Origin of the sequence: Anaerobacillus sp. MEB173, from assembly GCF_052119505.1 — a bacterium.
Classification (GTDB): Bacteria; Bacillota; Bacilli; order Bacillales; family JBJMAU01; genus JBJMAU01.
In genome coordinates this window covers 37083-61238 of sequence record NZ_JBJMAU010000017.1, presented here as the reverse complement: position 1 = coordinate 61238, position 24156 = coordinate 37083, and the positions used below count along the sequence as shown (strand labels likewise).

Below are 24156 nucleotides of genomic sequence, written 5' to 3'. Positions count from 1 at the left end.
TAAAAGAAGAGATGGAGCAGTTGATGGCTTGGTATGAACAAGCAGAAACGGAAAAAATGCATCCGGTTGCTCGTGGCGCAATGTTACATGCTATTTTTGTTGGAATTCACCCATTTATTGATGGCAATGGCCGGACATCACGCTTGTTGTTAAATTTAGAACTCATGAAAGATGGTTTTCCACCAATTGTTATTAAAGTAGAAAATCGCCTAGCTTATTACGAAGCATTAGATAAAGCACATACACAAAAAGAATATGATGATTTTATTAAGTTAGTCGTGGGTGAAGTAGAAGATTCATTAAATCTTTATATAAGTGCAATAAATAATAACGTTTAGTAAATACCCTTGGTATGAAAATAGGACGTTGCATCCCTTTAGTGGGGGGCAGCGTCTTTTTTGTTATTAAGAATAAAAAAAGAAGTTGTTTTTCCGTTTTCTTGGATATAATATTATTAATAAAATTAAAAAACCGGTAATTTTTATAAATGTAGGTGACAATATGTATGAACATCTTGTGAAATTGTACTATAAAGACCAAATGAAGTATAGAGAAGAGTATGAAAAAAGAATTAACAGTTACGGTACAGTTAAATTACCTTTTACGATAAAACCATTTAATTACACAGAAGAATTTTCATGCTTTTATGTTAATCATTCTGTGCTTGATCAACTGCATGATCAAATTTTAAAACAAAGTAAACTAATTCAGAAGCTGGAGAGAGATATTCCTCCTATTGGGTTAAGCCAATATGTAAAGTCAAAACTAGTTGACGAACTTTTAAGTACAAACGAAATTGAAGGCGTTTATAGTACAAGAAGAGAAATGGAAACAGTTATAGAAATCGTAGTTAAAAAAGAAGAGTCTACAAAGAAAGTAAGACATTTAAGTTTAATGAAAACTTACTTTAATTTAATTAATGAAAATAAATCTTCGATAACAAATGTAAATGAAATTAGAGAGATTTATGATTTATTGGTCAGTGATGAAATAAATATTGATGACAAACTTGATGGCAATCTCTTTAGAAATGATACTGTAGAGGGAGTTACTTCTAATGGAAAAGTTGTTCATAGAGGTATATCACCAGAATCAAGAATTAAAGCCTATTTAACAAATCTACTGGACTATTTAAATAATGATGCATCTCCAATGCTATATAAAATTGCTATAGCTCATTATTTATTTGGTTACATTCATCCATTTTATGATGGAAACGGAAGAACTTCTAGATACATGAGTAGTATGTATTTAATAAATGAATTAGATACAACTACAGCTCTAACACTTTCGTACTCTACAAATAATTCAAAGAAAATATATTATGATGCATTTTCAGTTTCAAATGATAGAAAAAACAAAGGGGAATTATCGTATTTCTGTGAAGTTTTCTTTAAGATAATTAATGATGCACAGGGAATAGTTATTGAGGACCTGTCAAAGAAAAAAGAAAAAATTGATATATTACAAGAACGAATTAATTCTTTAGATTTAAGTGATGGAGAGAAAGAAACACTATATATTATTGGTCAACATTTTATTTTTGGGATAAAAGGTACAGGTATATCTAAAAAGGAATTACAATATCAACAGGGGAAAACAGATTATTATATCAACAAAGAAATAAAATCGTTAGAAGAAAAAGGACATATTTCGTTTTTTAAGAAAAAACCTATTGAAGTAACTCTAAGTGATTATTTAAGAAACTTGTTATAACTCATATTTTAAATAAGGTGTTAACATTTATAGATTTTAGTGTTAATATTTTTATGTAGTAATTAATACATTTTTGTAAGTAAATGTTATATTTAATACATTTTAAATTGAAAAATGGTGATAACAATGAATGATCCAATATTAAAGTTAACAGAACAAATACCAAATTTAACAGCTTCACAACGGAAGGTTGCAGATTATATAATCAAAAATCCAATGGAAGTTGCATTTTTAACAGTTGACCAGTTGGCTGGTTTAGTTGGTACAAGTACTACAACCATTATGAGACTTGCTTTTAATTTAAAGTATAGTGGCTATACTGAATTTCAAAAGGAGCTACAAGAACTATTACGCAATCAAGCTGCACCACATACAAGGCTAGAGGCCAATTTGAAGGATGTACCAGAGAGTGATTTATGGGCTCGCTGTGTAGAAAATCAAATTAGCAATATAAACAAAACAAAAGAAATGATCTCTAATGATACATTGGAAAAAGTTTTAGATTTGATTACTTCTTCTAACCGAATTTATTGTGCAAGTGCCAAAAGTGGTCTGCCAGTTGGACAATATTTGACTTTTGGATTAAATCGATTATTAGGAAACTGTGAGTTGATTATTGCCGATCAAAGTGATTGGGTAGATTTGCTTTTAAACCTAAATTCTAATGATTTAGTTATTGCAACAAGTTTCCCGCGATATGCTAAAAGAATTGTTGATTTTGTAACTCAAGCAAAAGAGAGTGATGTTAAAATAATTACGATTACGGATGGTTATTCATCTCCTCTAATTAAGTACTCAGATATCGTTTTACCTTGTAATTCAGGCAGTTTAGCTTTCCACAACTCTCCAATTGCTTCTATGGTTGTTGCGGATTATCTGATTAGCTCTATTGCTATAAATTATCCAGAAAAGACAAAAGTTCGTCTAGATAAAATGAATGATGTGTTAACTGAAATTAATTATCATTACAAAAGTAATTAAAAAGGTTGAAGGAAAAGGTTTTATACTTTTTCCTTCAACTTTTTTTAGTTTAATTCACTAACAATAAAATAACTTAATTATTTAAAAAATTTTAAAGTTTATTTTTTAAAGGGTTTACATAAAAGTGAGGCGATGTTAATATGATCTTAACGTAGTAATAAATATTACATTACATTATTTGGGTGTAATAAATACTACAAAAAATATGAACTTACAAATATATAATGGCTATTTATTTAATGAAGTTACCTCAGTTTTTATAAATCAACTACTTTTGAAAGCGTTTGTATAAGTAAAAGTAAAGCTAACTTCATTAAGTTAAATAGTAAATAATGTTTGTATAGTCAGACCAAGATAAATAGTTTTATTTAAGTCAAATGAAAAATGGAAGGAGAGGGTAGTAGTGAGTAATTTACCACCGTTATTATCAACGGATACTATTGAAAGAGCGAAAAAGTTAAATACGACACTTTTATCTGATGCAATGGGATGTACTGGTTCCATGGATTACAAAATAAAACCTGTGACGAATACAGTAAAGGTAGTGGGGACGGCCCTCACTGTAGATTTAAGACCAGGAGATAATCTATTTTTGCATCAAGCCATTCATATTGGTGAAGAAGGATATGTTATTGTTGCTGACGGTAAGGGTCATACCCAAAATGCTTACCTAGGTGAGTTAATGGCATTTGCTGCTAAAGCCAGAGGGATTGAAGGAATGATTATTGATGGTTTAGTACGAGATAAAGATGTTCTCGGTCAATTAGATTTTCCGATTTTTGCAACAGGTTTTATACCAAATGGACCTCTTAAAGATGGCCCGGGTCAAATTAATACATTGATATCTTGTGGAGGTGTTTCGGTTCAACCAGGGGATTTAATCATTGGTGATGATGATGGTGTTGTGGTAGTTCCGAAAGATCAAATTGAAACAGCTCTATTAAAAGCAGAAAAAAAATTAGAATATGAAAATAATAGAGTTGAAGTGATCGCAAAATACGAAGAAAGTCGTAAAGCGGGAAAAATAGAAGGTAGTATTGAGCCAACTTGGTTAAAAGAGAAAATCGAGTCGTTTAAATAAAAGCCTGTTGGAGGAGTAGAAAATGAAATTAGGATTTATAGGGTTTGGAGAGGCCGCATTTGAAATGTCCATGGGATTAAAAGGTGAGGGTCTTAAAAATGTAGTAGCTTTTGATCCATTATGGAATGACAAAAAATTTGGACAGTTAATTCAAGAACGTGCTAATAATGCAGAGGTAATTCTTAAGGAAGCTCCAGATGAAGTTGTAAGTACGGTAGATGTGGTAATTGTAGCAGTACCAGCTGATAAAGCATTGGCAGTTAGTCAATCGTTGCTGCCTAATTTAAAAGTGGAAAGTATTTATGTTGATGTATCTGCTTCAACACCGGATGTAAAACTAGAAATAAGTCAATGCCTCAATGAAAAAGGTACAAGTTTTGTGGATGCAGCAATGATGGGACCATTACCTGTTTATAAGCATCAGGTTCCAATGCTTTCCAGTGGTAATGGAACAGATAAGTTTATTGATATGATGTCTTCTTACAACATGAACATTAATAAGGTAAGTGATACTGCTGGAGAAGCTTCCGCTGTAAAGTTAATCCGAAGTATATTCATGAAAGGGCTACCATCTTTGCTAATTGAAATGCTTGTTGCTGCTCGGAAATTTAATGTGGAAGAACTAGTGATTAAGTCAATTAGCGAGACTATGGATAGTAAGACTTTTGAAGAGACGATGAATAGGCTGGTTACGGGAACATCTATTCATGCGCTTAGAAGATCTGTGGAATTACAAGGTACAATTAAAATGTTAGAAACAGAAAAATTAGATCATTTAATGTCAAAAGGAGCTTGTGAAAAACTCCAACGTCTTGGGGAATTTAATTTTAAAGAAAAATTCCAAGGGAAAACACCAAATTCTTGGTCACAAGTAATTGATGCTATGGAAGAAAGTAGACTGGATAGTTTTTAAAAATAGGTTTACAAATTAAAGGGGGATTAAAAAATGAAGAAAACAAATCTATTTAAAGGTTTAATGGCATTAACTATGGCTTCTCTGCTTACTTTAGCAGGGTGTGGACAAGACTCTTCAACAAATGAAAAAGCTAATGGAGAGAGCACATCGGACACAGCTCTAAATTACCCAACTAAACCAATCAAAATTATCAACCCTTTCTCGGCTGGTGGGCCTGCAGATAATACTTCTAGAATTTTAGCTCACCACGCTGAAGAGTTTGTTGGAGAATCAATGATTATAGAAAATCGAGATGGCGGCGGGGGATCAATTGGACAAACTGCAGGAGCATCAGCAAATCCAGATGGATATACTTTGACACTAATTACTTCATCCATCGTGAGTAATCCTATTTTTAATGAAGTTAGTTATACACATGAATCTTTTGAGCCGGTTATTATGACGGTAAACGATCCATTTTTCTTAGTAGTTAGTAAAGATGCTCCGTTTGATGATGCCGATTCATTTTTAGAATATGCAAAAGAAAACCCGGGTGAAATTAGTATTGGTGTCTCTGGTTCACAGACAGTGCCAGCTTTTACAGCCAAAGAGCTCACAGAAAAAACAGGTATTGAGTTGACAACAGTTCCTTTTGATGGAGAAGCGTTAGCAGTAGCCGCGGCAGCTGGTGGCCATATTCAAGCACTTATTGGGAACTTTTCTGGAATTGAAAGTCAAGTAAATAGTGGAACTTTAAAACCTATATTGCTTTTTGATAGTGAAAGATCTGAGCTTGCATCGGATGTACCAACTGCCCAGGAATCAGGAATAGACATCATTTCAGGTTCATGGAGAGGTATTGCAGTACCAGCGGGAACAGATCCAGAAATAATTGAATATCTTCACGAAGCATTTAAAGTAACAACAGAAAAACAAGAATACCAAGATCAAATGATAAATTCAGGTATTGGTATCACGTACAGAAGCCCAGAGGAATTTAAAGCAATTATTGCAGATACTTACAATAAGTACATGAAATTTGCAGAAAAATAAACAAAAAGGAAAGCTAGCCCTTTCCTTTTTGTTATAAGGAGGACAGTATGGTTAAAACAAATAGAATTTTAGCTAGTGTTTTTATATTATTTGCTACTTTTACTTTCCTATGGAGTTTCAGGTTCCCTGAAGGTTCAATATTTTGGCCGCGGTTATTTTCAATTGTTCTTATTTTACTCGCTATTGGGTTAATAATTGATACATTCAAAAACCCAAATCGAGAAGATGCGAGTGAAGCATCCATTACAGGTTACGAATTTAAAATTTTAGCGTTAATAACTGGTACGATCATTATTTATATGTTTTTATTAAATATCGTCGGATTTAGTATTTTAACTATTTTTCTTATTGGTGGTCTTTTATGGTATTTAGGTTATAGATATCTCAAAAAAGTAATGCTAATTTCTATAATTAGTTCTGTAGTTATCACAATAATATTCCAGTTTCTGTTAAATGTTCCGTTGCCGCAGGGGGTATTTCAAAACTTTTTATAATTGAGGTGAAAGATTATGTTGGAACTTTGGTTGGGAGCTATTGTTAGTGTTTTTACACTTACAAATATTTTGGCAATCCTCTGTGGTGTTCTGTTTGGTATTTTTACAGGTGCGCTACCAGGATTGAGTTCAACAATGGCTCTGGCTATTATTATACCATTTACATTTTCAATGGATCCTGCAACAGGTCTAATACTATTAGGGGCTGTTTACTCGGCCTCAGTATATGCAGGTTCAATTTCTGCAATTTTACTTAATACCCCTGGTACACCATCCGCAGCTGCAACAGTATTAGACGGGTATGAAATGACCAAAAAAGGGTTAAGTGCTAAGGCACTAGGGTTATCAGCAATTGCCTCGGGTTTCGGAGGAATAGTTAGTGTAGTTTTATTATCAACAGTTGCACCGTTTTTAGCACTCCAATCATTACGATTTGGTCCACCAGAGTATTTTGCGCTAGCTGTATTTGGTTTAACGATAATCTCTAGTTTAGCTGGAAAAAATCCGTATAAAGGTCTCCTTGCCGGTGCTTTAGGTATCTTTTTAGCAACAGTTGGGATGGACCCGATACTAGGCTTTCCAAGGTATACATTCGGTAGTCCGGTTCTCTTAGAAGGATTTACATTAATACCAGTGCTGATAGGGCTATTCTCTGCTTCCCAAGCATTTAGTTTAATGATTTCTTCTAAAAACTCTAAAGGTAATAAATCAACTGAAGAATCAGACATACCAACTGTATCTGGAAGGATGTTACCGAATTTCAAAGATCTACTTAAACTATTCCCTAATATGGGACGTTCATCTATCATAGGTACTGCAATTGGAATTATTCCAGGGGTCGGTACGGATCCGGCAGCCTTTATTGCTTATAATGAAGCAAAACGTTGGTCAAAAGAAAAAGATCAATTCGGAAAAGGGTCAGTTCATGGGTTAGTTGCTCCAGAATCATCTAATAATGCGGTTACTGGGGGGTCATTAATCCCGTTGTTGTCTCTAGGCATTCCGGGTAACGCGGTATCAGCAGTATTTTTAGGTGGTTTATTAATTCATGGGTTAAGACCGGGAGCAGAATTATTTGTTCACAGTGGACATATTGTCTATGCTCTTTTCTTTAGTTTATTTATTGCTAATATATTAGTAATAATTATAGGTATTGCAGGTGCTAAAGCCTTTTCGAAAGTATTGGTTGTTAAACCGATCGTTTTAGGACCGATTATTTTAATACTAAGTATTGTAGGGTCTTATGCTATTCATAACAATTATTATGATATCTGGATTATGCTTGCGTTTGGTCTATTAGGATTTATTTTACGAAGATATGGATTCCCGTTGGCTCCAATTGTATTAGCGTTAATATTAGGACCTAAGGCTGAAACAAGTTTAAGTCAGTCCATGCTAATCTCTCAAAATGATTGGACAATCTTCTTTACTCGACCAATATCAGCGGTTTTGTTGATAGTAGCTGTATTAACTTTTGTTACTCCGTTCATTCGTGATTCAAAAAAGAACAAAGAAATAGCATAGGAACTAAAAAATCCGTGGTTTTAATCCACGGATTTTTATATTTCTTTATTTGGACTTTTTCCTGAAGAATTTAAAGAAGCTTTCTTTTTTAAAACCGATGAACTGTCTAAAATCTTTTCTTGAATATGCAGTAAATACATAGTGTAACGTAAGCAATAAAAAGCACCTTATTGCTAGTTTTTCATTAGAAGAATTAGCAATAGAGTTAGTTGCAACTTTTACTTCTTCTAATATTTTTTGTGAGGGTTTATTCCATTGTTCGGAGTCTAACATATTTTTATTAAATACTTTAATTATTTCGTCGCTTATTGATTGTTCTTCTTCAGATAGATCGTTTAATAACTTTTGTACAAATAAACCGTTATCCCCTTTGCTTTTTTGCTTGTAGAAATATGTGATTAAATCTTTATATTGAATATCATATATTTTTTGTGTAATTTCACTCCAGGTTAACCGATCTATTTCTTCTTGGTTTAAGTTAATTGTTTTCATCATTACCTCCTATGAAATAATTATTTTCGCTGCAGCAAAGTAACATTTACAAATGATTAATAGAATGATAACATACATATTTAAGGAAAGGAATATTCCTTACAAGTTAAATTATGTAATAAAAATTACATGCTTAAATAGGGTGTTTGAAGGAAAGAGGTCAGTTCAATGAAAAGAAATACAAACAGATTTTTGATTGTGATTTGTACTTCTTTATTTATGTTTAGCCTTGTAGGGAGTAGACCTTTAATACCAGTATATTCAAGTTTTTTAGGAGCAAATAATTTTCAAATTGGACTAATTATTGCTCTATTTTCATTATTGCCATTATTTATGGCCATTCCATTTGGTAAAATAATTGATAAATTAGGTAGTAGGATACCTTTAAGTTTAGGTGTTATGGTAGGGAGTATATCATTAATAATCCCTTATTATTTTAATGCTCTTGTTGGGTTATACGCTTCTCAAATCCTAGCAGGTCTTTCCCAGTTAATTTTTGTACTTGCTATGCAAAGTTATTTAGGGGAATTTTCAAAAACGAAAATAAGGGATTACTATATAGCAATTTTTAGTATTGGAGTGGCAATCGGGAGTTTTACAGGACCATTAGCTAGTGGTTTTCTGACAGATAGTATTGGCTATTCTAATACATTAGCTATGTTAGGAGTCATAATAATTGTTACTTTTCCTTTTATCTTTTTTCTTAAAAATGGAAAAAGTAAAGCATTGCAAAAAGAAAAATTACCGAAAGAAAAAAATAAGTCGTTCGACTTGCTTTTTATTTCAGATTTACGAAAAGCATTTTTAGTAAGTGCAATTGTTTTGTTGGCAAAGGATATTTATCTAGCTTTTTTTCCGTTACTTGCAATGGATAAGGGATTGACTGCTTCAGTAATTGGATTAATTATCTCAATAAATGCTGTGGCGGGAATTCTTGTCCGTTTACTCCTGCCATATTTCGTAAAAAGATATAGTAGGAGTTTAATAATAGCAAGTTCAATTTTAAGTGCAGGATTAATTTTTACAATAACCCCATTATTGTCTAATGTTTTTGTGTTAGGTGTTATTTCATTTATTCTTGGATTAAGCTTAGGAATTGGTCAACCACTTTCTATATCCATTACAATAAATTCTTTACCGAAAGAAAGAGTGGGAGAAGGTCTTGGACTGAGGCTATCTATTAATAAGTTGACTCAGGTAATAATGCCTGTATTATTAGGTGGTATTTCAGCTGTTGGTGGTATAGCGAGTGTTTTTTATATTTCAGGATTGTTAATCATGACGGCATCATTTAATTCGAAGGAAAAAATAACTGAGGATTAATTTACAAATAAAAGTAATTTAAAACGTGGTATAGGAATGTTTGTTACATATACTAACATTTTGCTAATAAAGAGGAAAATTAGCGGAGGCTTCTCACAAGTAGATGAAACATATAGGAAGCTTCTTTTTTATTGTGTTTCAAATTTTTTATAGCTAGCCATCATTAATTTCTATTTTAATTTTTGAGGATTTGCCATTACATTTAAATTAGGTGGACTTTGCATTAGCCTACTCTAGTTCATCTCATTTATTATATGTCTTTGAATGTTTTTAAAACTTGAATTAAAAAGGAATGAATAATGAAAGAACTAGTTCAAAAAGTTGCTTATTTAATCTTAGCAGTGTTAGTTGGTTACATTTTTGTGCTACTTAGCGTTCCAGCCGGTTGGCTACTTGGCTCACTTCTCACTGGTATTTTCTGTAGCCTTTTTATAAAAAAACTTATATTCCCAGATATAATTTTTAAGTTTGTGCTTGGCATAGTTGGAACAAACATAGGTTTTATGATGCAACCAACAATATTTTCAGAAATGAAGAGTTTTATATTCCCATTAATAATTACAATTTTCATTACGATCTTATATGCACTGTTACTGGGAATATACTTGAGACAAAATTCCTTTCTAGATGCAAATACAGCTTTCTTTTGTTGTTTACCTGGAGGGGCTTCTGAAGCGATTGCAATTAGTAAGGATTATGGTGCTGATCAAAGGATAGTTGCAGCTTTTCACACGGGAAGAATAACCTTTTTTGTTTTGACTATCCCTTTTATAGTAGGAATATTCAATAGAGGAAATATAGAGATTATTACAGAACAGAACGAGATTGCTTTAACCCCATCAAAATTGGCAATATTCTTGCTTATCCTTTGTTCGGCTGTATTTATTTCAAAAAATATAAAAATACCAGGTGGAATTCTTCTTGTTTCAATGTTGCTGGGATTTCTAGTAGGTACCTTGTTAATTGGGGTAAATGGAATGCCAAGATATGTAACTGGAATAGGTCAGGCTTTAATAGGTGCCTTGATTGGGATGAGGTTTGATAGAGAAAGTTTAGAACAATTAAAATCCCTTGGCCCTATTAGTATAAAGATAATAGTTGTATATTTAATTATGAGTATAGCCGTCTCTATTCTTTTCTACATATTAACGCCTGCAAGTTTCTTTATCAGTCTTTTAGGTACTGTTCCTGCAGGAGCCCCTGAAATGTCTTCAACGGCTACTGCACTGAATTTAGCCCCAGCTCTTGTAGCGAGTTTACAAATAATGAGAGTGATGACAATTTTATTAATTTTACCTCTATTACTAAAGTGGGTCACAAGGTTTGGCAATATTGATAAGGGAGAAACAGTTGAAAAATAAATATTTTAGTTACATTTCAAATTCATAAAACAATCTTACAATTAAATACAATCGTTACATTGTTAAAAAAAGCCCCTTAATACTTAGTTAAGACTCAAGTAACAGGGGCTTTAACGCTATATACCAAGTAACTTTGCAGGATTTTCTCGTGTCATCGTATGAATCGCTTTGGTTGAAATGCCGTTATCGACAAGATATTGTATATATTCTCTTAATACATCCTTCCACATTGGATTTTCAACTTGTCCACCATCGGTTGAAACGATCGTTGATTTATAACCGACTTCTTCAATCGCTTTTAAATTGGTTAGGAGATTAGACTTATATTTTCCTCCACCTATTGGTTGTGCGTATGTCCGTTCAAGAAAAACTTGATAGTCATTGACCAACTTTATTTGTTCTGGAATGGATAAATTGACAACATGGAATTCAGGGTGTGTTATCACTATATTTTCGACACCTTGTTTTCTGGCTTCCTCTACAACAATAAATATCTCTTCAGGGGAAAGATGACCAGTTGCCAAAATCGCTTTGTTATCGGCGATTAGTTTAAGGACATTTTTTAGCTCAGGTATTACTTGATTATCTCTGACTGTTTCTACCCCACCACTTTTTCCCTCTAGTTGTCTATGTTTTATTGAAAAGATTGTAGGCATCCATACTACTTTAGCTCTAAGGCTAAGCGCCGCCTCTACTGCAAAGGGGTTAATACCTCCTACTGAGGGATTTAGAGTAATACTGCCAAACATACGAACACTCGGTTCAACTTTATTCACTAAATAAGCTCTGTCCATTGTTGGTACATAATGGGACTTGATGACAACTGCTCGAACTCCAATTTCTTTTGCTTGTTTGGCTAATTCAAGATCATCATGAGAGCGCTCACGGATATCTGGTGCTGAATGAATATGTAAATCGATAACGCCATCTAAATCTATTGTATTTTTGATAACTCTTCACTCCTATCGACTGGTAATAACCTTAATGCAACAAGTATACAATGTTTTATGTAATTAGAGAGATAGAAAAAAGTTATCTGTATGGATAAAGATATTCTATGTATGTACCGTTTTTTCTGAAAATATATTTTACTTAATTACGTCCGATATCGGGCGGCTTTTTTTAGTTATCAAAAGATTCATCTTTGCTTCAAGTCAAAAAATACCATATAATTTATGATATTAGTTATCCATTGAATTTAAATAAAGTATTAAAATACCATGGGTGGAGGTATTATGGACAATCGCGATTGGGAAATTCTACATAAACTTTACCAATACAAAAATATTACTAAAACAGCAGAAAGTTTATATATGACGCAACCTGCTTTAACAAAAAGATTGAAGCAAATCGAATCTGACTTTCAGGTTCAAATCGTGTTCCGTGGGAGAAGGGGTGTAAATTTTACTCCTGAAGGTGAATATTTGGCTAAAAGTGCAAAAGAAGTATTAAAAGAGTATGAAAAAATTAAAGAACAAACATGGAACATGGATAGCGAATTAATTGGTACGCTAAAAATAGGCGTTTCTAATTTCATAACAAGGTATATGCTTTTTGGAATCATTAATTCTTTTAAGTCCCAATTTCCTAATGTCGATTTTAAAATTACGACTGGTTGGAGTAAAGATATGTATAAGTTAGTGTATAACAATGATGTACATATCAGCTTTATCCGTGGTGATTATGGTTGGCAGGATAAAAAACATTTATTATTTGAAGAAACAATTTGTATTGTATCTAAGGAAAAAGTGGATCTTGCAAACTTGCCTAATTTGCCTCGGGTAGATTATCAAACAGATGGAAAGTTACGGACTTTAATTGATAAATGGTGGGAAGAGAATTATCAACAGCCTCCCCAAATAGCGATGATTGTGGATGGAACAGACACGTGTAAAGAAATGGTTTTAAATAATTTAGGTTATGCGATTCTCCCCAGTTTAGTGATAAATGATGACATGCAGCTAAATAAAGTAGATATCAAAGACCAGCAAGGTAATCCAATTCTAAGAAGATCTTATATGTTGTATAAGGAACAAACATCGAACTTAAATATGGTAAAAGAGTTTGTTCAATTTATAGAGAATAACCAATTTAACAATTCCGCAAAAATAAGTATTAAATAATAAATAACCTTTCTTTAGAAAGTGTTGTCAAGTCGACAACACTTTTTTCTTATCCAATTGAATTTTAATAATCATTCAAATTTTTCATTCCTAAGTATTCATTATATATATTTTTTCGGTAATAAAAATTCAACTACAATAAAAATAGAAAAATACAATAATTATTCATAATTTTTAGTTAGCTATTTTAGTAGGGGTAGGAGGAAATCATGATGGTAAAAACAGAACAGAATATTTTAAAAGCTAAATCATCGCTCCAATTTAATAACAAAAATTATACGTACTATGGAATAAAAGAACTAGAAGATCTTGAAATCGGTGAAACTTCTAAACTTCCTTATTCAATTAAAGTTATTTTAGAATCTGCTTTACGTGAGTTTGATGGGAAAGCGATTACAAAAGAACATATTTTTCAATTAGCAAATTGGGCTAATGAACGAAACCCAAATCAGGAAGTTCCGTTTAAACCAGGACGTGTTTTATTGCATGACACAACGGGTGTTCCTGCAATTGTTGATTTAGCTGCGTTAAGAGAAGCAATGTATAGAGTCGGCGGTGATGTTTCAAAAATAAACCCGCTAATTCCTGTTGATTTAATTGTTGACCACTCAGTGACGGTTGATTATTTTGGAAGTGAAAAAGCAAAGGAATTAAATGAAAAGGTTGAATTTGATCGAAATGAAGAACGTTTTCGATTTTTGCGATGGGCTCAGTCTAGTTTTAATAATTTCCGTGTTTTCCCACCATCTACAGGGATTATGCATCAAATTAACTTAGAATTTCTAGCTACAGTAGCTTCTATAAAGGAGGTAAATGGTGAAACAGTTATTTACCCAGACTCGTTAGTAGGTACGGATTCTCATACGACAATGATTAACGGGCTTGGTATCGTTGGTTACGGTGTAGGCGGAATTGAAGCGGAAGCTGGCATGCTAGGACAACCAATCTATACAGTAACTCCAGAGGTTGTTGGTTTTAAATTAACTGGTAAGCTGAATGAAGGAAGTACAGCTACTGATCTTGCTTTGACAATTACGAATATGCTACGTAAGAAGGGTGTTATCGGGAAGTTCGTCGAATTTTATGGCCCGGGTATTAAACATTTAACTGTTTTTGAACGTTCAACAATTTCTAATATGGCACCAGAATATGGGGCAACAATGGGATTATTCCCTGTTGATCAAGAGGTTTTAAATTATCTGGAGTATATTGGCCGTAGTGAGGAACAAATAAGACTTGTCGAAACCTACTACAAAACTCAAGGTATGTTTTATTCAGAGAACAGTGCTGAACCTGTTTATTCAGACTATATTGAGCTAGATTTATCCTCGGTTGTACCTTGTTTAGCAGGTCCAAAACGTCCACAAGATCGGATTGATCTAGATAAAATGAAGCAAGCATATCTTAAGGATTTCCAAGCGCCTATTAATCAAGGGGGATTTGGACTAACAAAAGAGGAAATGAAAAAAGAAGTTTCAGCAGGGGAAGGGGAAACAAAGATCAAGCTTAGAACGGGAGATGTTGTTTTAGCAGCGATAACTAGCTGTACGAATACATCTAATCCTAATGTTTTAATTGGTGCTGGGTTACTAGCCAAAAAAGCACTGGAAAAAGGATTAAAAAAACCAAGTTATGTTAAGAGTTCTCTTACACCGGGTTCACGTGTTGTAACGGATTATTTACAATCAGCAGGTTTAATCGCGCCATTAGAAGCATATGGGTTTCATGTAGCAGGTTATGGATGTGCAACATGTATTGGAAACTCAGGTCCTCTACCTGATGAAATAAGTAATCTGATTGCTGATCATGATTTGACAGTTGCATCGGTCGTTTCAGGTAATAGAAATTTTGAGGGACGTATTCACCCTCAAATTAAGGCTAATTATCTTGCTTCCCCACCATTAGTTGTCGCATATGCCTTAGCTGGTACGGTCAATATTGATTTAACGAATGATCCAATAGGCTATGACAATACTAACAAACCGGTATATTTAAAAGATATTTGGCCTACATCGAAGGAAATTGAAGATGTTATCGAAAAGTATATTCGTCCAGAGTTGTTCAATGAGCGATATCAAAATGTCTTAACTTTAAATAAGCGATGGGATAGCGTTGATGTTCCAGATGGACAATTGTTTGATTGGGATGGAAATTCGACTTATATTCAAGAACCTCCATTTTTAAAAGGGCTTACAAAAGAAGTGGAAAATTTAACCAATATTGTTGATGCCAGAGCTTTAGCTTTATTAGGAGATTCTGTTACAACGGACCATCTTTCACCATCTGGAGCAATAAAAGTAGACAGTGTTGCAGGACAATACCTAGCAGTAAAAGGAGTAGAAAAAGAGTATTATAATTCATATCCATCGCGTCGAGGAAATCATGAAGTTATGATTCGTGGTGCGCTTGCCAATCACCGTATTCGTAACCAAATTGTTCCGGGAATTGAAGGTGGATATACGAAGTACACTCCTACTGGTGAAATCATGTCGATGTATGATGCTTCTCTTAAGTATAAAGAAGATCAAACGAACCTTGTTATCATTGCGGGCAAAGAGTATGGTACGGGAAGTTCGCGCGATTGGGCAGCTAAAGGTCCTTACCTACTTGGTGTAAAGGCAATTATTGCTGAAAGTTTTGAGAGAATTCATCGAAGTAATTTAGTTGGAATGGGGGTATTACCATTACAATTTGTTGAAGGTACGAATGCAGAAATTTTTGGTTTAACTGGTTTAGAAACGTATGATATTTTAGGAATTAATAATGAATTAAAACCTGGCCAAACCATTACTGTCAAAGTAACAAAAGAAGATGGAAGTAGCTTTACATTCGATGGTTTAGTACGTCTCGATAGTGTTGTAGAAGTAGAATATTATCGAAATGGTGGTATAATGCAAACTGTATTAAAGCAATTAATAGATCAGTAAATTTTTTAAATAGATGGATCTGTATTTTAAAGCATAGGCAAATTGTCTATGCTTTTTTATGTTGAGAAGGGTCCAGTACATTAGTTTTCGACGTATTTTACGTGATTTGTTATAGAAAAGTTTTAATAGTACAATATACAGTAAACTATTTGACTTAGGAGAGAGATGTAGTGGAAGATCGGGACTGGCACATTCTTAAAACATTATACATTCATAAAAATATTACAAAAACTGCGGAAAGTTTATATGTTTCCCAATCTTCACTTACGATACGTTTACGTCAAATTGAAGAGGAGTTTGGATTTGAAATTGTCGAACGAGGAGTATGGGGGGTTAGATTTACTCCAAAGGGTGAGTTTTTAGCAAAAAGTGCTGATAGAATGATAATGAAGATGGAAGAAATCCGAAAAAATGTTGCAGATATGAAAAATAAGGTTATTGGTACACTAAAATTAGGTGTGTCCAATCATTTTACAAAGTATAAATTGCCGGATTTATTAAAAGAATTTAAAGTGCAATATCCGAATGTAGAATTAGAAGTTATCACTGGTTGGAGTAAAGACATCATTCAATTATTAACCAATCAAAAAGTACATCTTGCCATTGTAAGTGGCGATGATAATTGGCAGCACCAAAAGCATTTAATACTTGAAGACCCTTTATGTATTGCTTCCAAAGATGAAGTCCATATAAATGACCTTCCAAGGTTATCTAGAATTGACTATGAGGCCGAAATATATGTAAAAGCACTAGTTGATAACTGGTGGGAGGCTCATTTCTCCAAGCCTCCGCTAATCGGGATGGAAGTTGATAGAGAGAATACTTGTAAAGAAGTAGTGAAAAATGGTTTAGGGTATGCAATTTTACCTAATATCATTTTAAATAATGCAGAAGAAATAAAGAAAGTTGTCTTAAAGGATAATTTTGGGCAGCCGATAATGATTAATACTTGGTTATATTATTATCAAGATTTCCTAAATATGAATATAGTTTCAGCTTTTGTTAGTTTTATTAAAGAAAATCCCTTAAATCAAAAATAAAATGATCTCTTGATATAAAAGGTGGCTTCAGCATTCGGTCTGGAGTCATTTTTTACTTTTTAAATTGCCATACAATTTAAAATAGTTATACCTAAGTATAAATAATCGATATTTTTTCAATGGAGAATTAAAAGATATAATTTAAGTAGATAAAGCGTTTACATTTTTTTAGGGAAGGGGTGAATTAAGAACTGGGTAAAGTAGCGAGAAAAGTCCGAAAAACAAACTAAATTTTAGGGGGACGTTATGAAGATTACAAAACTATTATTTCGATCAATCTTATTCATTTCATTTCTATCAGTACTTGTAGCTTGTGGAAATAGTGGGGGGACTTCAAATCCTAGTTCATCAAATGATACCAGCTCAGAACAGGAAATAGCAGAATTTAATTATCCAGAAAAGCAATTAAATATGATTGTTGCATTCGGACCAGGGGGAGGTAATGATCTTATCTCTCGTACTCTAGCAGATATACTTCAAAAATACGATATATACGGCAATAATATTGTTGTTGAGAACCGAGAAGGTGGAAGTGGTGCTATCGGTTGGAGTTATGTGAAAAACCAAGAAGGTAACGAGTATGTCGCTACTTCTACAAGTGGTAACTTTATTTCTACACCTCTTATTTCAGATACTGACTGGAATTATGCTGATTTTACACCTGTAGGCTTATTAGCTCAAGACGCAATGTTTTTAGTAGTTCGTGCAGATACTGAATTTGATACAGTTGATAAATTTGTTGAAGTTGCAAAGGCAGAAAGATTAATCATTGGTGGAACTGGTGCTGCTGGACCAAGCCGGGTAGTCGCTGGTCTATTTGCGGAAGAAGCTGATATAGATTTTGAATATGTACCTTTCAATGATGCGGGTCAAATGGTAACAGCTTTAACATCTGGCAGTGTAGATGCAATTGTATCTAATCCAGCTGAGGTTGGAGGACAATTAACAGCTGGAAATTTAGTAGCGTTGGCTTTTTCTGCGGAAAAGCGAAATGAAAGCTATCCAGATGTACCAACGTTTATGGAACAAGGTTATGAGTTTTCATTTGCTTTACCTCGAGGAATCGTGCTTCCTCCGAATGTTTCTACTGAAGTTCAAGAATGGTGGATTGATGCACTAAAAGAAGCAATAGAAGCACCTGAATGGGCAGAATATCTTGAACAAAATGGAATTCTTGGCTTTAACCTTTGGGGTGATGACTTTAAAGAGTACCTAGAGCAAACAAATTCTGACTTTGAAAGAATTTTAAGAGAAACTGGTGCAATTGAATAATTAACGGCGGGAGTAGGTTAAACCCCTACTCCCATTAAAACTAACACTAGGGTGATAAAAATGCGATTGTGGTTTTCGATAGGATTTTTTGTAGCATCAATTTTATATACACTATATGGTTTGCAAACACTATCCTTTTTGACTTCAGCAGGCAGACCAGGACCAGGCTATTTTCCTTTAATCATTGGTGTTGGTTTAATTATCTGTACAGGAGTAAATTGTATAAAGGACTTTAAAGCTAGAAAACAATCAAAAGAAGTAAATGCGACTTCGGAAAACATAGATGTAAAAGAAATAGACTCAATATCGTTAGAAGAGAAAGACGAGGACATTACTACTAAATATAAAAAAGACACAGTGTGGATGATTTTCTTAATTTTCGGGTTTATTGCTGTTTTAACTACTTTGGGTGGATTAGTAACAATGATGCTTTTTATGTTTGTACTGTTATGGAAATTTAACAGGGGGAAAATAGTGAAGAACACAATTTATAGCATCCTGTTCCCAATCGGCTTATATTTGTTGTTTGATGTTTGGTTACAGGCCGGTCTCCCAAAAGGTATCTTTGGTTTTTAATAGGAGGAAAAAGGAGAATATTTAGGAGGAAAGTTTATGACGGATCTAATAGCAAACCTAGGACTCGGCTTATCAGTTGCTATAACGCCCATTAATATTCTCTTTTTGATAATAGGGGCGCTAGTTGGGATGATAGTAGGCCTTTTCCCAGGATTTGGCCCAGCAGCAGGGATAGCAATTCTTATTCCGATGACATTTGGTTTAGAACCTACTACAGCTATCATCATGCTTGCTGGTATCTACTATGGTTCAATGTATGGTGGAACAATTACTTCAATACTAATAAATACGCCAGGAGAAGCGGCAACTGTAGCATCAACTCTTGACGGTTATCCATTAGCTAGGAAGGGAAGAGCTTGTCCAGCACTAGTAATGCAAGCGTTAGCGTCATTTATTGGGGGAACAATCGGGGTTATATTAATCTGTTCATTAGCTCCAATGCTAGCAAACTTTGCATCTTCCTTTGGACCAGTTGAATATTTTTTAATCATTCTATTTGGGTTATTATTGTTAACGACAATGATGGGTGAAAATAAGTTAAATGGTGTGATTTCTGCTTTATTCGGTTTTGCGATCGCGATGGTAGGAGTAGACGTAATCAGTGGTGCTCAGCGATTTACGTTTGGCTCGCCAGAATTAATCGGTGGTATTTATTTCGTACCAGTCGCCATTGGTTTATTTGGAATTGGTGAACTATTATATTGTATCTATACTGGTCAACACAAAAGGCAAGTGGAAAGAATTAGATTAACGTTTCGATCAAAAGATTTTTGGCCAAGCACAAAGGATTATCTAGAATCAAAGTTTACCGTACTTAGAGGATCAATTATTGGGTTTGTGGCAGGAGTATTACCAGGTTCAGGTGCAACCATTGGTTCAATTATGGGGTACTCAATTGAAAAAAAGATAGCTAAAGACTCTGAGAAATTTGGTAAAGGTGAAATGCGAGGTCTTGTTGCACCTGAAGCAGCCAATAACGCAGCTTCATCGGGCGCAATGGTTCCATTACTCTCTCTTGGTATCCCAGGTTCAGGTGCAACAGCTGTCTTATTAGGAGCTTTAATGATTTGGGGACTACAACCAGGTCCAATGTTAATGGAGACTAATCCTGAATTTGCTTGGGGACTAATTGGAAGTATGTACCTTGGAAATGTAATCTTAGTAGTATTGAATATTATTGCAATACCTTTATTTGTAAAGTTCTTGGATATACCTTATCGATATATCATTCCTGTAATCGTCATTCTATGTGTTATTGGTACTTATACTTTACATGCTAGTATGATCGAAACTTGGCTTCTATTAGGGATGGGCTTAATCGGTTTTTGTATGAAACTGTATGGTTACTCTCCCGCTGCGGTAGTACTTGCCTTAGTTTTAGGTTCAATGGCCGAAAATTCATTATTACAATCACTGATTATTTCAGATGGTAGTTTAGGAATCTTTGTAGCTCGTCCTATCTCAATTGTATTAACAACAATTATTTTATCGATAATAATATTACCTATTATCTTTAAACTAGTTCGTTACTTTAATAGTACAAGAGATAATAATGTTCAAGGATAATATAATCAATAAGTAACATTTAAAAAGCTTGTCGATCATTTTGAATTTCAAACATGACCGACAAGCTTTTTTGCTATTTAATTTTTATTGGGCTATAAGAAGTTATTGATTATAAAGTAATGCAAAAGAAGGTAAGGCTTCAAAGCCTTAGCCTCTATATTATTTTGAAAGCATATCATCAATGTATTTGTGTATAGCTTCAATATTCTCAGATATATTTTTTTCTCTAGTTTCATCTCTTTGTAGCTTTTCTAAGGACTTTGTTAAGATTTCTTCTTCAATATGCTGTTGAACAACTACAACACCATCTGCATCTCCTACAATGATATCACCTGGATTAACGGTTGTTCCACCTAATGAAATAGGTATATTCATATCTCCAAATCCTGCTTTTCCACCGGCTGCTAGCGTTGTTCCTTGGCAAAAGACCGGGAAATTTAATGCTTTTATTCCTTGAATATCACGAATGACACCATTCGTTACAACTCCTGTAATTCCTAGGGTTTGTGCCATTCCTAAAACAAAATCGCCGGCTATAGCACGAGTTGTGTCACCGTGAATGTCAATAACTAAAACATCACCAGGCTTAGCCTCTTTCATCGCTTTAAGCACTAGTAGATTATCACCTACTGGTACTTTAACAGTAAAAGCTCTTCCTGCCATTCTGTAATCTTCTTTAAGTGGTTTTATAGAAACATCCATGTTTGTCAATCCTTGCAAAGCGTCAGAAATACAAGTAGTTGGAATTTTTTCAAATTGATTAATTATTTCAGTCATAATAAGAGCCTCCTAAAAAGAATATGTCGTTACTTTAATTATAGAGATTAAAAAATATTAATAAAATTTAAATAGTTTATGTCTAACGATAAAAAAATCTAATGGTTATGTAAAAAATTTAATTGCAGGAATTTTTAAAGTCCAAAATCTATGCTTTTTAAATTAAAAAAAATTACCACATTTTAAATGTAGTAATTTAGTGTTAATAGTTAGATTTGATAAACTTTACAAATTCTTTAACGGTTGATAAGTTAAGGTACTCTTTTCGAAAAAGTACCCATGTAATCCATTTTAGATCTTGGCCGTTTGGATCTTTTAGGTTATAAGAAAAAAAGTTATCGTTCGCTTCTAATACAATATCAGGAACAATTGTATAACCTAGCCCATTAGCAGCCATTCTTTTGGCAATTTCCATATTATCAACCATCATCATCACTTTTGGTGGCTTTGAAAAATTTTCTTTCCACCAATTATCGATTAACATGATTAAAGCAGGATCGGTATTGTAATCAATTCTTGGAATTTCAGGTAGCAGTTCAATATTTATTTTATTATTGGAAATGGCACAAACTTTTTCTTCATCAAGAATAATTTTTTGGTCAGACCAATGGTGGTTTCCTCGAACAATTCCAATATGTGTTTCTTGCTTATAAACAGAATTTATAAGGTCTAAGTTTAGACCTGTATTTACAATAAATTCTACTCCAGGATGTAGTGTATTAAACTCCTTTAAGATTCTAGGCAGTTTATAGATAGCAACAGCTCTTGCCACTCCCAATCTTAATGTACCACGTACTTCACTGGCGATATTCCACAAACTTTCCTTAAGATTGCTCAACTTTACTAACATGTCATTTGCATATTTTACAAGATATTCACCTTGTTCTGTAAATTCAACACCTCTTCGTCCACGGTTAATAATCGTAATTCCCAATTCTTTTTCAATTTGTTTGAGGCGGTAAGTTAAGGAAGGTTGCGATAAAAATAATTGATTAGCTGTTTTTGTAATATTTTTTTCTTCATAGAGTGTTTTAAGTATGATCCAGTCTTTGTCGTCCACAGGAGCCTCCCATAAGTTAATAAGGTATAGAAAAATTCTATTGAATTTAATAAAAAGTAAATATTTTATTTATTCCTTCTATTATATTACAGTTTAAATAGAAAACAAGAAAGGAAAGTGATGGTAGATGACAGTTTATAAATTGGGAGTTCTTTATGGAGATGGGATAGGGCCTGAAATAGTAAAAGCAACTGTTGATTTACTGAAAGCGGCAACAGAAGTTACTGGATTAGCAAAATTTGACTTAGAATCGTTACCGATGGGGTGGCCTGCAATAGAAGAATTTAATAATCCGGTACCTGACACCACAAAGGAAAAGTTAGCAAAAGCTGATGGTTGGATTATGGGCCCACATGATTCTGCAGCATATCCACCAGAGCATAAAGAAAACCGTAATCCGAGTGGGGAACTTCGTCACTTTTTTGATTTATATGCAAACATTCGTCCGACAAAATCGATGCCAGGAATTAAGAGTGTAGTCGGTGAACATGCTGACTTAGTTATTTACCGTGAAAATACTGAGGGGTTTTATACAGACAGAAATATGTATGTAGGTACTGGCGAGTGGCAAATTACTCCAGATGTTGTTGTTTCTACTGGTGTTTTTACAAGAAAGGCGATTGAAAGGATTGCTCGTGCAGCATTTAAAATGGCAATGGAGCGTCGTAAAAAAGTAACAATCGTTCACAAAGCGAACGTTATTAAATTAGGAACGGGATTATTTAAAAATGTTTGTTTAGAAGTAGCAAAAGAGTTTCCGGAAGTAGAAGTAGATGATTATCATATCGATGCAATGACTGCTCACTTAGTTAGGAGAATTAACCACTTTGATGTAATTGTAACTGAAAACATGTATGGAGATATACTTTCAGACTTAACTGGAGAGCTTGCAGGAAGCCTTGGGTTATCACCTTCAATTAATACAAATGACAACCAAGTAATGGCTCAAGCTGCACATGGTTCAGCACCGGATATTGCAGGGAAAAACATTGCAAACCCAGTAGGTATTATGTTATCTACGGTAATGCTTTTACAATGGCTTGGCAACCGCCATAATGATAAGAATTTATTTGAGTTAGCAGAATTAATTGAAACGGCAATTTTTAAAACAATGGAAGATAGTGTGACAACTCCTGACTTAGGTGGGAAAGAGACAACCTCGTCATTTGCAGAGGCAATTATTGCTAGACTGAAAGTAAAAGAAAGTAACTAAGGGTGAAACAAATGAATTTTTCTGAAACAGCAGAACTAATACATGCCGGAAAATATTTGGTAGATAATCAGTTAGCTTGGGGAACCTCAGGAAATTTAAGTATGAAAATTGATGAGGACCATATGCTTATCACTGCTTCTGGTACAAAAATGAGTGACTTAAAAAAAGATGATTTTGTTATATTTAATGTTCATACTGCTGAAAAAGTAGGGGAACGAAAAGCTTCTAAAGAAACACCCATGCATTCCGGAATTTATAAAAATCGTAAGGATGCAAAAGCGATATTGCACTCAAGTCCGTTTTATACAACATTATTTTCATGTAGTAATGAGATCATGATTTCGTCTGAATTGTTTATCGAAACAATGTATTACCTTGAACATGTTGCTTATGTAGATTACTACCACCCAGGATCACAAGAGCTAGGTGAAGCAGTTGCTGAACAATCATTAGGAGCTAATGTCATAATAATGAAAAACCATGGAGTAATTGTATTTGATGATTCGATGTCAGAGGCATTGATGAGGTTAGAAACTTTGGAAATGGCTTGCCGTATGATACTAGAAGCTAAGAAAGCTAACATTCAATTAGTAAAAATTCCTGATAAAGTAGTAGAAGATTTTCTGGAAAACTCTTTATATAAACCGCGAAAAATATTAAATGAAAATAACTAAGTAAAAGA

Annotated in this window: 22 protein-coding genes; 18 read left to right on the top strand and 4 right to left on the bottom strand. The window is 33.7% G+C overall.

Annotated elements, in window-relative coordinates; genetic code table 11:
- The 8 genes from ACJ2A9_RS19935 to ACJ2A9_RS19900 all read left to right on the top strand — a co-directional run.
- A partial coding sequence (locus tag ACJ2A9_RS19935) for a Fic family protein (protein ID WP_441423445.1) occupies positions 1-338 on the top strand: 338 nt, incomplete at its 5' end.
- Positions 339-501: 163 nt separating this feature from the next.
- Positions 502-1716: a Fic family protein gene (locus tag ACJ2A9_RS19930; RefSeq protein ID WP_441423444.1), complete on the top strand. Its 1215-nt coding sequence runs from the start codon at positions 502-504 to the stop codon at positions 1714-1716.
- A 126-nt stretch (positions 1717-1842) separates the two neighbouring features.
- On the top strand, positions 1843-2697 hold the full coding sequence (locus ACJ2A9_RS19925) for a MurR/RpiR family transcriptional regulator (protein ID WP_441423443.1): 855 nt from the start codon (positions 1843-1845) through the stop codon (positions 2695-2697).
- Positions 2698-3100: 403 nt separating this feature from the next.
- Positions 3101-3778 carry an RraA family protein gene (locus ACJ2A9_RS19920; protein WP_441423442.1) on the top strand — a complete coding sequence of 226 codons (678 nt, stop codon included), beginning with the start codon at positions 3101-3103 and terminating at the stop codon, positions 3776-3778.
- Positions 3779-3800: 22 nt separating this feature from the next.
- On the top strand, positions 3801-4691 hold the full coding sequence (locus ACJ2A9_RS19915; protein WP_441423441.1) for a DUF1932 domain-containing protein: 891 nt from the start codon (positions 3801-3803) through the stop codon (positions 4689-4691).
- A gap of 33 nt (positions 4692-4724) precedes the next feature.
- Positions 4725-5726 carry a tripartite tricarboxylate transporter substrate binding protein gene (locus ACJ2A9_RS19910; RefSeq protein WP_441423440.1) on the top strand — a complete coding sequence of 334 codons (1002 nt, stop codon included), beginning with the start codon at positions 4725-4727 and terminating at the stop codon, positions 5724-5726.
- A gap of 47 nt (positions 5727-5773) precedes the next feature.
- Positions 5774-6220: a tripartite tricarboxylate transporter TctB family protein gene (locus tag ACJ2A9_RS19905; RefSeq protein WP_441423439.1), complete on the top strand. Its 447-nt coding sequence runs from the start codon at positions 5774-5776 to the stop codon at positions 6218-6220.
- Positions 6221-6238: 18 nt separating this feature from the next.
- Entirely contained in the window at positions 6239-7744 is a 1506-nt protein-coding gene (locus ACJ2A9_RS19900; RefSeq protein WP_441423438.1) for a tripartite tricarboxylate transporter permease, read from the top strand.
- A gap of 45 nt (positions 7745-7789) precedes the next feature.
- On the opposite strand, the gene ACJ2A9_RS19895 is transcribed toward ACJ2A9_RS19900, so the two are convergent.
- Entirely contained in the window at positions 7790-8236 is a 447-nt protein-coding gene (locus ACJ2A9_RS19895; protein WP_441423437.1) for a hypothetical protein, read from the bottom strand.
- Between the two features lie 168 nt (positions 8237-8404).
- Between ACJ2A9_RS19895 and ACJ2A9_RS19890 the strand changes: the two genes are divergently transcribed.
- On the top strand, positions 8405-9559 hold the full coding sequence (locus tag ACJ2A9_RS19890) for an MFS transporter (protein ID WP_441423436.1): 1155 nt from the start codon (positions 8405-8407) through the stop codon (positions 9557-9559).
- 299 nt (positions 9560-9858) lie between these two features.
- A complete protein-coding gene (locus ACJ2A9_RS19885) occupies positions 9859-10920 on the top strand; it encodes an AbrB family transcriptional regulator (protein ID WP_441423435.1) in 1062 nt (353 codons plus the stop codon).
- Positions 10921-11036: 116 nt separating this feature from the next.
- Here ACJ2A9_RS19885 and ACJ2A9_RS19880 read toward each other — a convergent pair whose 3' ends face one another.
- Positions 11037-11840, bottom strand: coding sequence for a DUF6282 family protein (locus ACJ2A9_RS19880; protein ID WP_441423449.1), 804 nt, complete (start codon positions 11838-11840; stop codon positions 11037-11039).
- Positions 11841-12155: 315 nt separating this feature from the next.
- Here ACJ2A9_RS19880 and ACJ2A9_RS19875 point away from each other — a divergent pair, with 315 nt between their 5' ends.
- The 6 genes from ACJ2A9_RS19875 to ACJ2A9_RS19850 all read left to right on the top strand — a co-directional run bounded on the left by ACJ2A9_RS19875 (position 12156) and on the right by ACJ2A9_RS19850 (position 20424).
- A complete protein-coding gene (locus ACJ2A9_RS19875) occupies positions 12156-13043 on the top strand; it encodes a LysR family transcriptional regulator (RefSeq protein WP_441423434.1) in 888 nt (295 codons plus the stop codon).
- A gap of 212 nt (positions 13044-13255) precedes the next feature.
- A complete protein-coding gene (gene acnA, locus ACJ2A9_RS19870) occupies positions 13256-15970 on the top strand; it encodes an aconitate hydratase AcnA (RefSeq protein ID WP_441423433.1) in 2715 nt (904 codons plus the stop codon).
- Between the two features lie 170 nt (positions 15971-16140).
- A complete protein-coding gene (locus ACJ2A9_RS19865; protein ID WP_441423432.1) occupies positions 16141-17010 on the top strand; it encodes a LysR family transcriptional regulator in 870 nt (289 codons plus the stop codon).
- Positions 17011-17256: 246 nt separating this feature from the next.
- Positions 17257-18282: a Bug family tripartite tricarboxylate transporter substrate binding protein gene (locus tag ACJ2A9_RS19860; protein WP_441423431.1), complete on the top strand. Its 1026-nt coding sequence runs from the start codon at positions 17257-17259 to the stop codon at positions 18280-18282.
- Between the two features lie 60 nt (positions 18283-18342).
- On the top strand, positions 18343-18858 hold the full coding sequence (locus ACJ2A9_RS19855) for a tripartite tricarboxylate transporter TctB family protein (RefSeq protein ID WP_441423430.1): 516 nt from the start codon (positions 18343-18345) through the stop codon (positions 18856-18858).
- 36 nt (positions 18859-18894) lie between these two features.
- Positions 18895-20424, top strand: coding sequence for a tripartite tricarboxylate transporter permease (locus ACJ2A9_RS19850; RefSeq protein ID WP_441423429.1), 1530 nt, complete (start codon positions 18895-18897; stop codon positions 20422-20424).
- Positions 20425-20583: 159 nt separating this feature from the next.
- Here ACJ2A9_RS19850 and ACJ2A9_RS19845 read toward each other — a convergent pair whose 3' ends face one another.
- Both ACJ2A9_RS19845 and ACJ2A9_RS19840 read right to left on the bottom strand, forming a co-directional pair.
- Entirely contained in the window at positions 20584-21201 is a 618-nt protein-coding gene (locus ACJ2A9_RS19845; RefSeq protein WP_441423428.1) for an RraA family protein, read from the bottom strand.
- 202 nt (positions 21202-21403) lie between these two features.
- Positions 21404-22261: a LysR family transcriptional regulator gene (locus ACJ2A9_RS19840; RefSeq protein WP_441423427.1), complete on the bottom strand. Its 858-nt coding sequence runs from the start codon at positions 22259-22261 to the stop codon at positions 21404-21406.
- A gap of 127 nt (positions 22262-22388) precedes the next feature.
- On the opposite strand from ACJ2A9_RS19840, the gene ACJ2A9_RS19835 reads away from it, so the two are divergent.
- Together ACJ2A9_RS19835 and ACJ2A9_RS19830 are read left to right on the top strand one after the other, a co-directional pair.
- The gene (locus tag ACJ2A9_RS19835) at positions 22389-23474 is read left to right on the top strand and encodes an isocitrate/isopropylmalate dehydrogenase family protein (protein WP_441423426.1); all 1086 of its coding nucleotides are present in this window, start codon (positions 22389-22391) and stop codon (positions 23472-23474) included.
- An 11-nt stretch (positions 23475-23485) separates the two neighbouring features.
- Positions 23486-24148 (top strand): class II aldolase/adducin family protein, encoded by a 663-nt coding sequence (locus ACJ2A9_RS19830; protein WP_441423425.1) that lies wholly within the window; start codon positions 23486-23488, stop codon positions 24146-24148.
- Positions 24149-24156: the final 8 nt, after the last annotated feature.

Excerpts from the sequence above, each read along its gene's own strand:
- ACJ2A9_RS19930 (WP_441423444.1), top strand. The coding sequence starts at position 502 with ATGTATGAACATCTTGTGAAATTGTACTATAAAGACCAAATGAAGTAT.
- ACJ2A9_RS19925 (WP_441423443.1), top strand. The coding sequence starts at position 1,843 with ATGAATGATCCAATATTAAAGTTAACAGAACAAATACCAAATTTAACA.
- ACJ2A9_RS19915 (WP_441423441.1), top strand. The coding sequence starts at position 3,801 with ATGAAATTAGGATTTATAGGGTTTGGAGAGGCCGCATTTGAAATGTCC.
- ACJ2A9_RS19910 (WP_441423440.1), top strand. The coding sequence starts at position 4,725 with ATGAAGAAAACAAATCTATTTAAAGGTTTAATGGCATTAACTATGGCT.
- ACJ2A9_RS19905 (WP_441423439.1), top strand. The coding sequence starts at position 5,774 with ATGGTTAAAACAAATAGAATTTTAGCTAGTGTTTTTATATTATTTGCT.
- ACJ2A9_RS19895 (WP_441423437.1), bottom strand. The coding sequence starts at position 8,236 with ATGAAAACAATTAACTTAAACCAAGAAGAAATAGATCGGTTAACCTGG.
- ACJ2A9_RS19890 (WP_441423436.1), top strand. The coding sequence starts at position 8,405 with ATGAAAAGAAATACAAACAGATTTTTGATTGTGATTTGTACTTCTTTA.
- ACJ2A9_RS19885 (WP_441423435.1), top strand. The coding sequence starts at position 9,859 with ATGAAAGAACTAGTTCAAAAAGTTGCTTATTTAATCTTAGCAGTGTTA.
- ACJ2A9_RS19875 (WP_441423434.1), top strand. The coding sequence starts at position 12,156 with ATGGACAATCGCGATTGGGAAATTCTACATAAACTTTACCAATACAAA.
- acnA (WP_441423433.1), top strand. The coding sequence starts at position 13,256 with ATGGTAAAAACAGAACAGAATATTTTAAAAGCTAAATCATCGCTCCAA.
- ACJ2A9_RS19860 (WP_441423431.1), top strand. The coding sequence starts at position 17,257 with ATGAAGATTACAAAACTATTATTTCGATCAATCTTATTCATTTCATTT.
- ACJ2A9_RS19855 (WP_441423430.1), top strand. The coding sequence starts at position 18,343 with ATGCGATTGTGGTTTTCGATAGGATTTTTTGTAGCATCAATTTTATAT.
- ACJ2A9_RS19850 (WP_441423429.1), top strand. The coding sequence starts at position 18,895 with ATGACGGATCTAATAGCAAACCTAGGACTCGGCTTATCAGTTGCTATA.
- ACJ2A9_RS19845 (WP_441423428.1), bottom strand. The coding sequence starts at position 21,201 with ATGACTGAAATAATTAATCAATTTGAAAAAATTCCAACTACTTGTATT.
- ACJ2A9_RS19835 (WP_441423426.1), top strand. The coding sequence starts at position 22,389 with ATGACAGTTTATAAATTGGGAGTTCTTTATGGAGATGGGATAGGGCCT.
- ACJ2A9_RS19830 (WP_441423425.1), top strand. The coding sequence starts at position 23,486 with ATGAATTTTTCTGAAACAGCAGAACTAATACATGCCGGAAAATATTTG.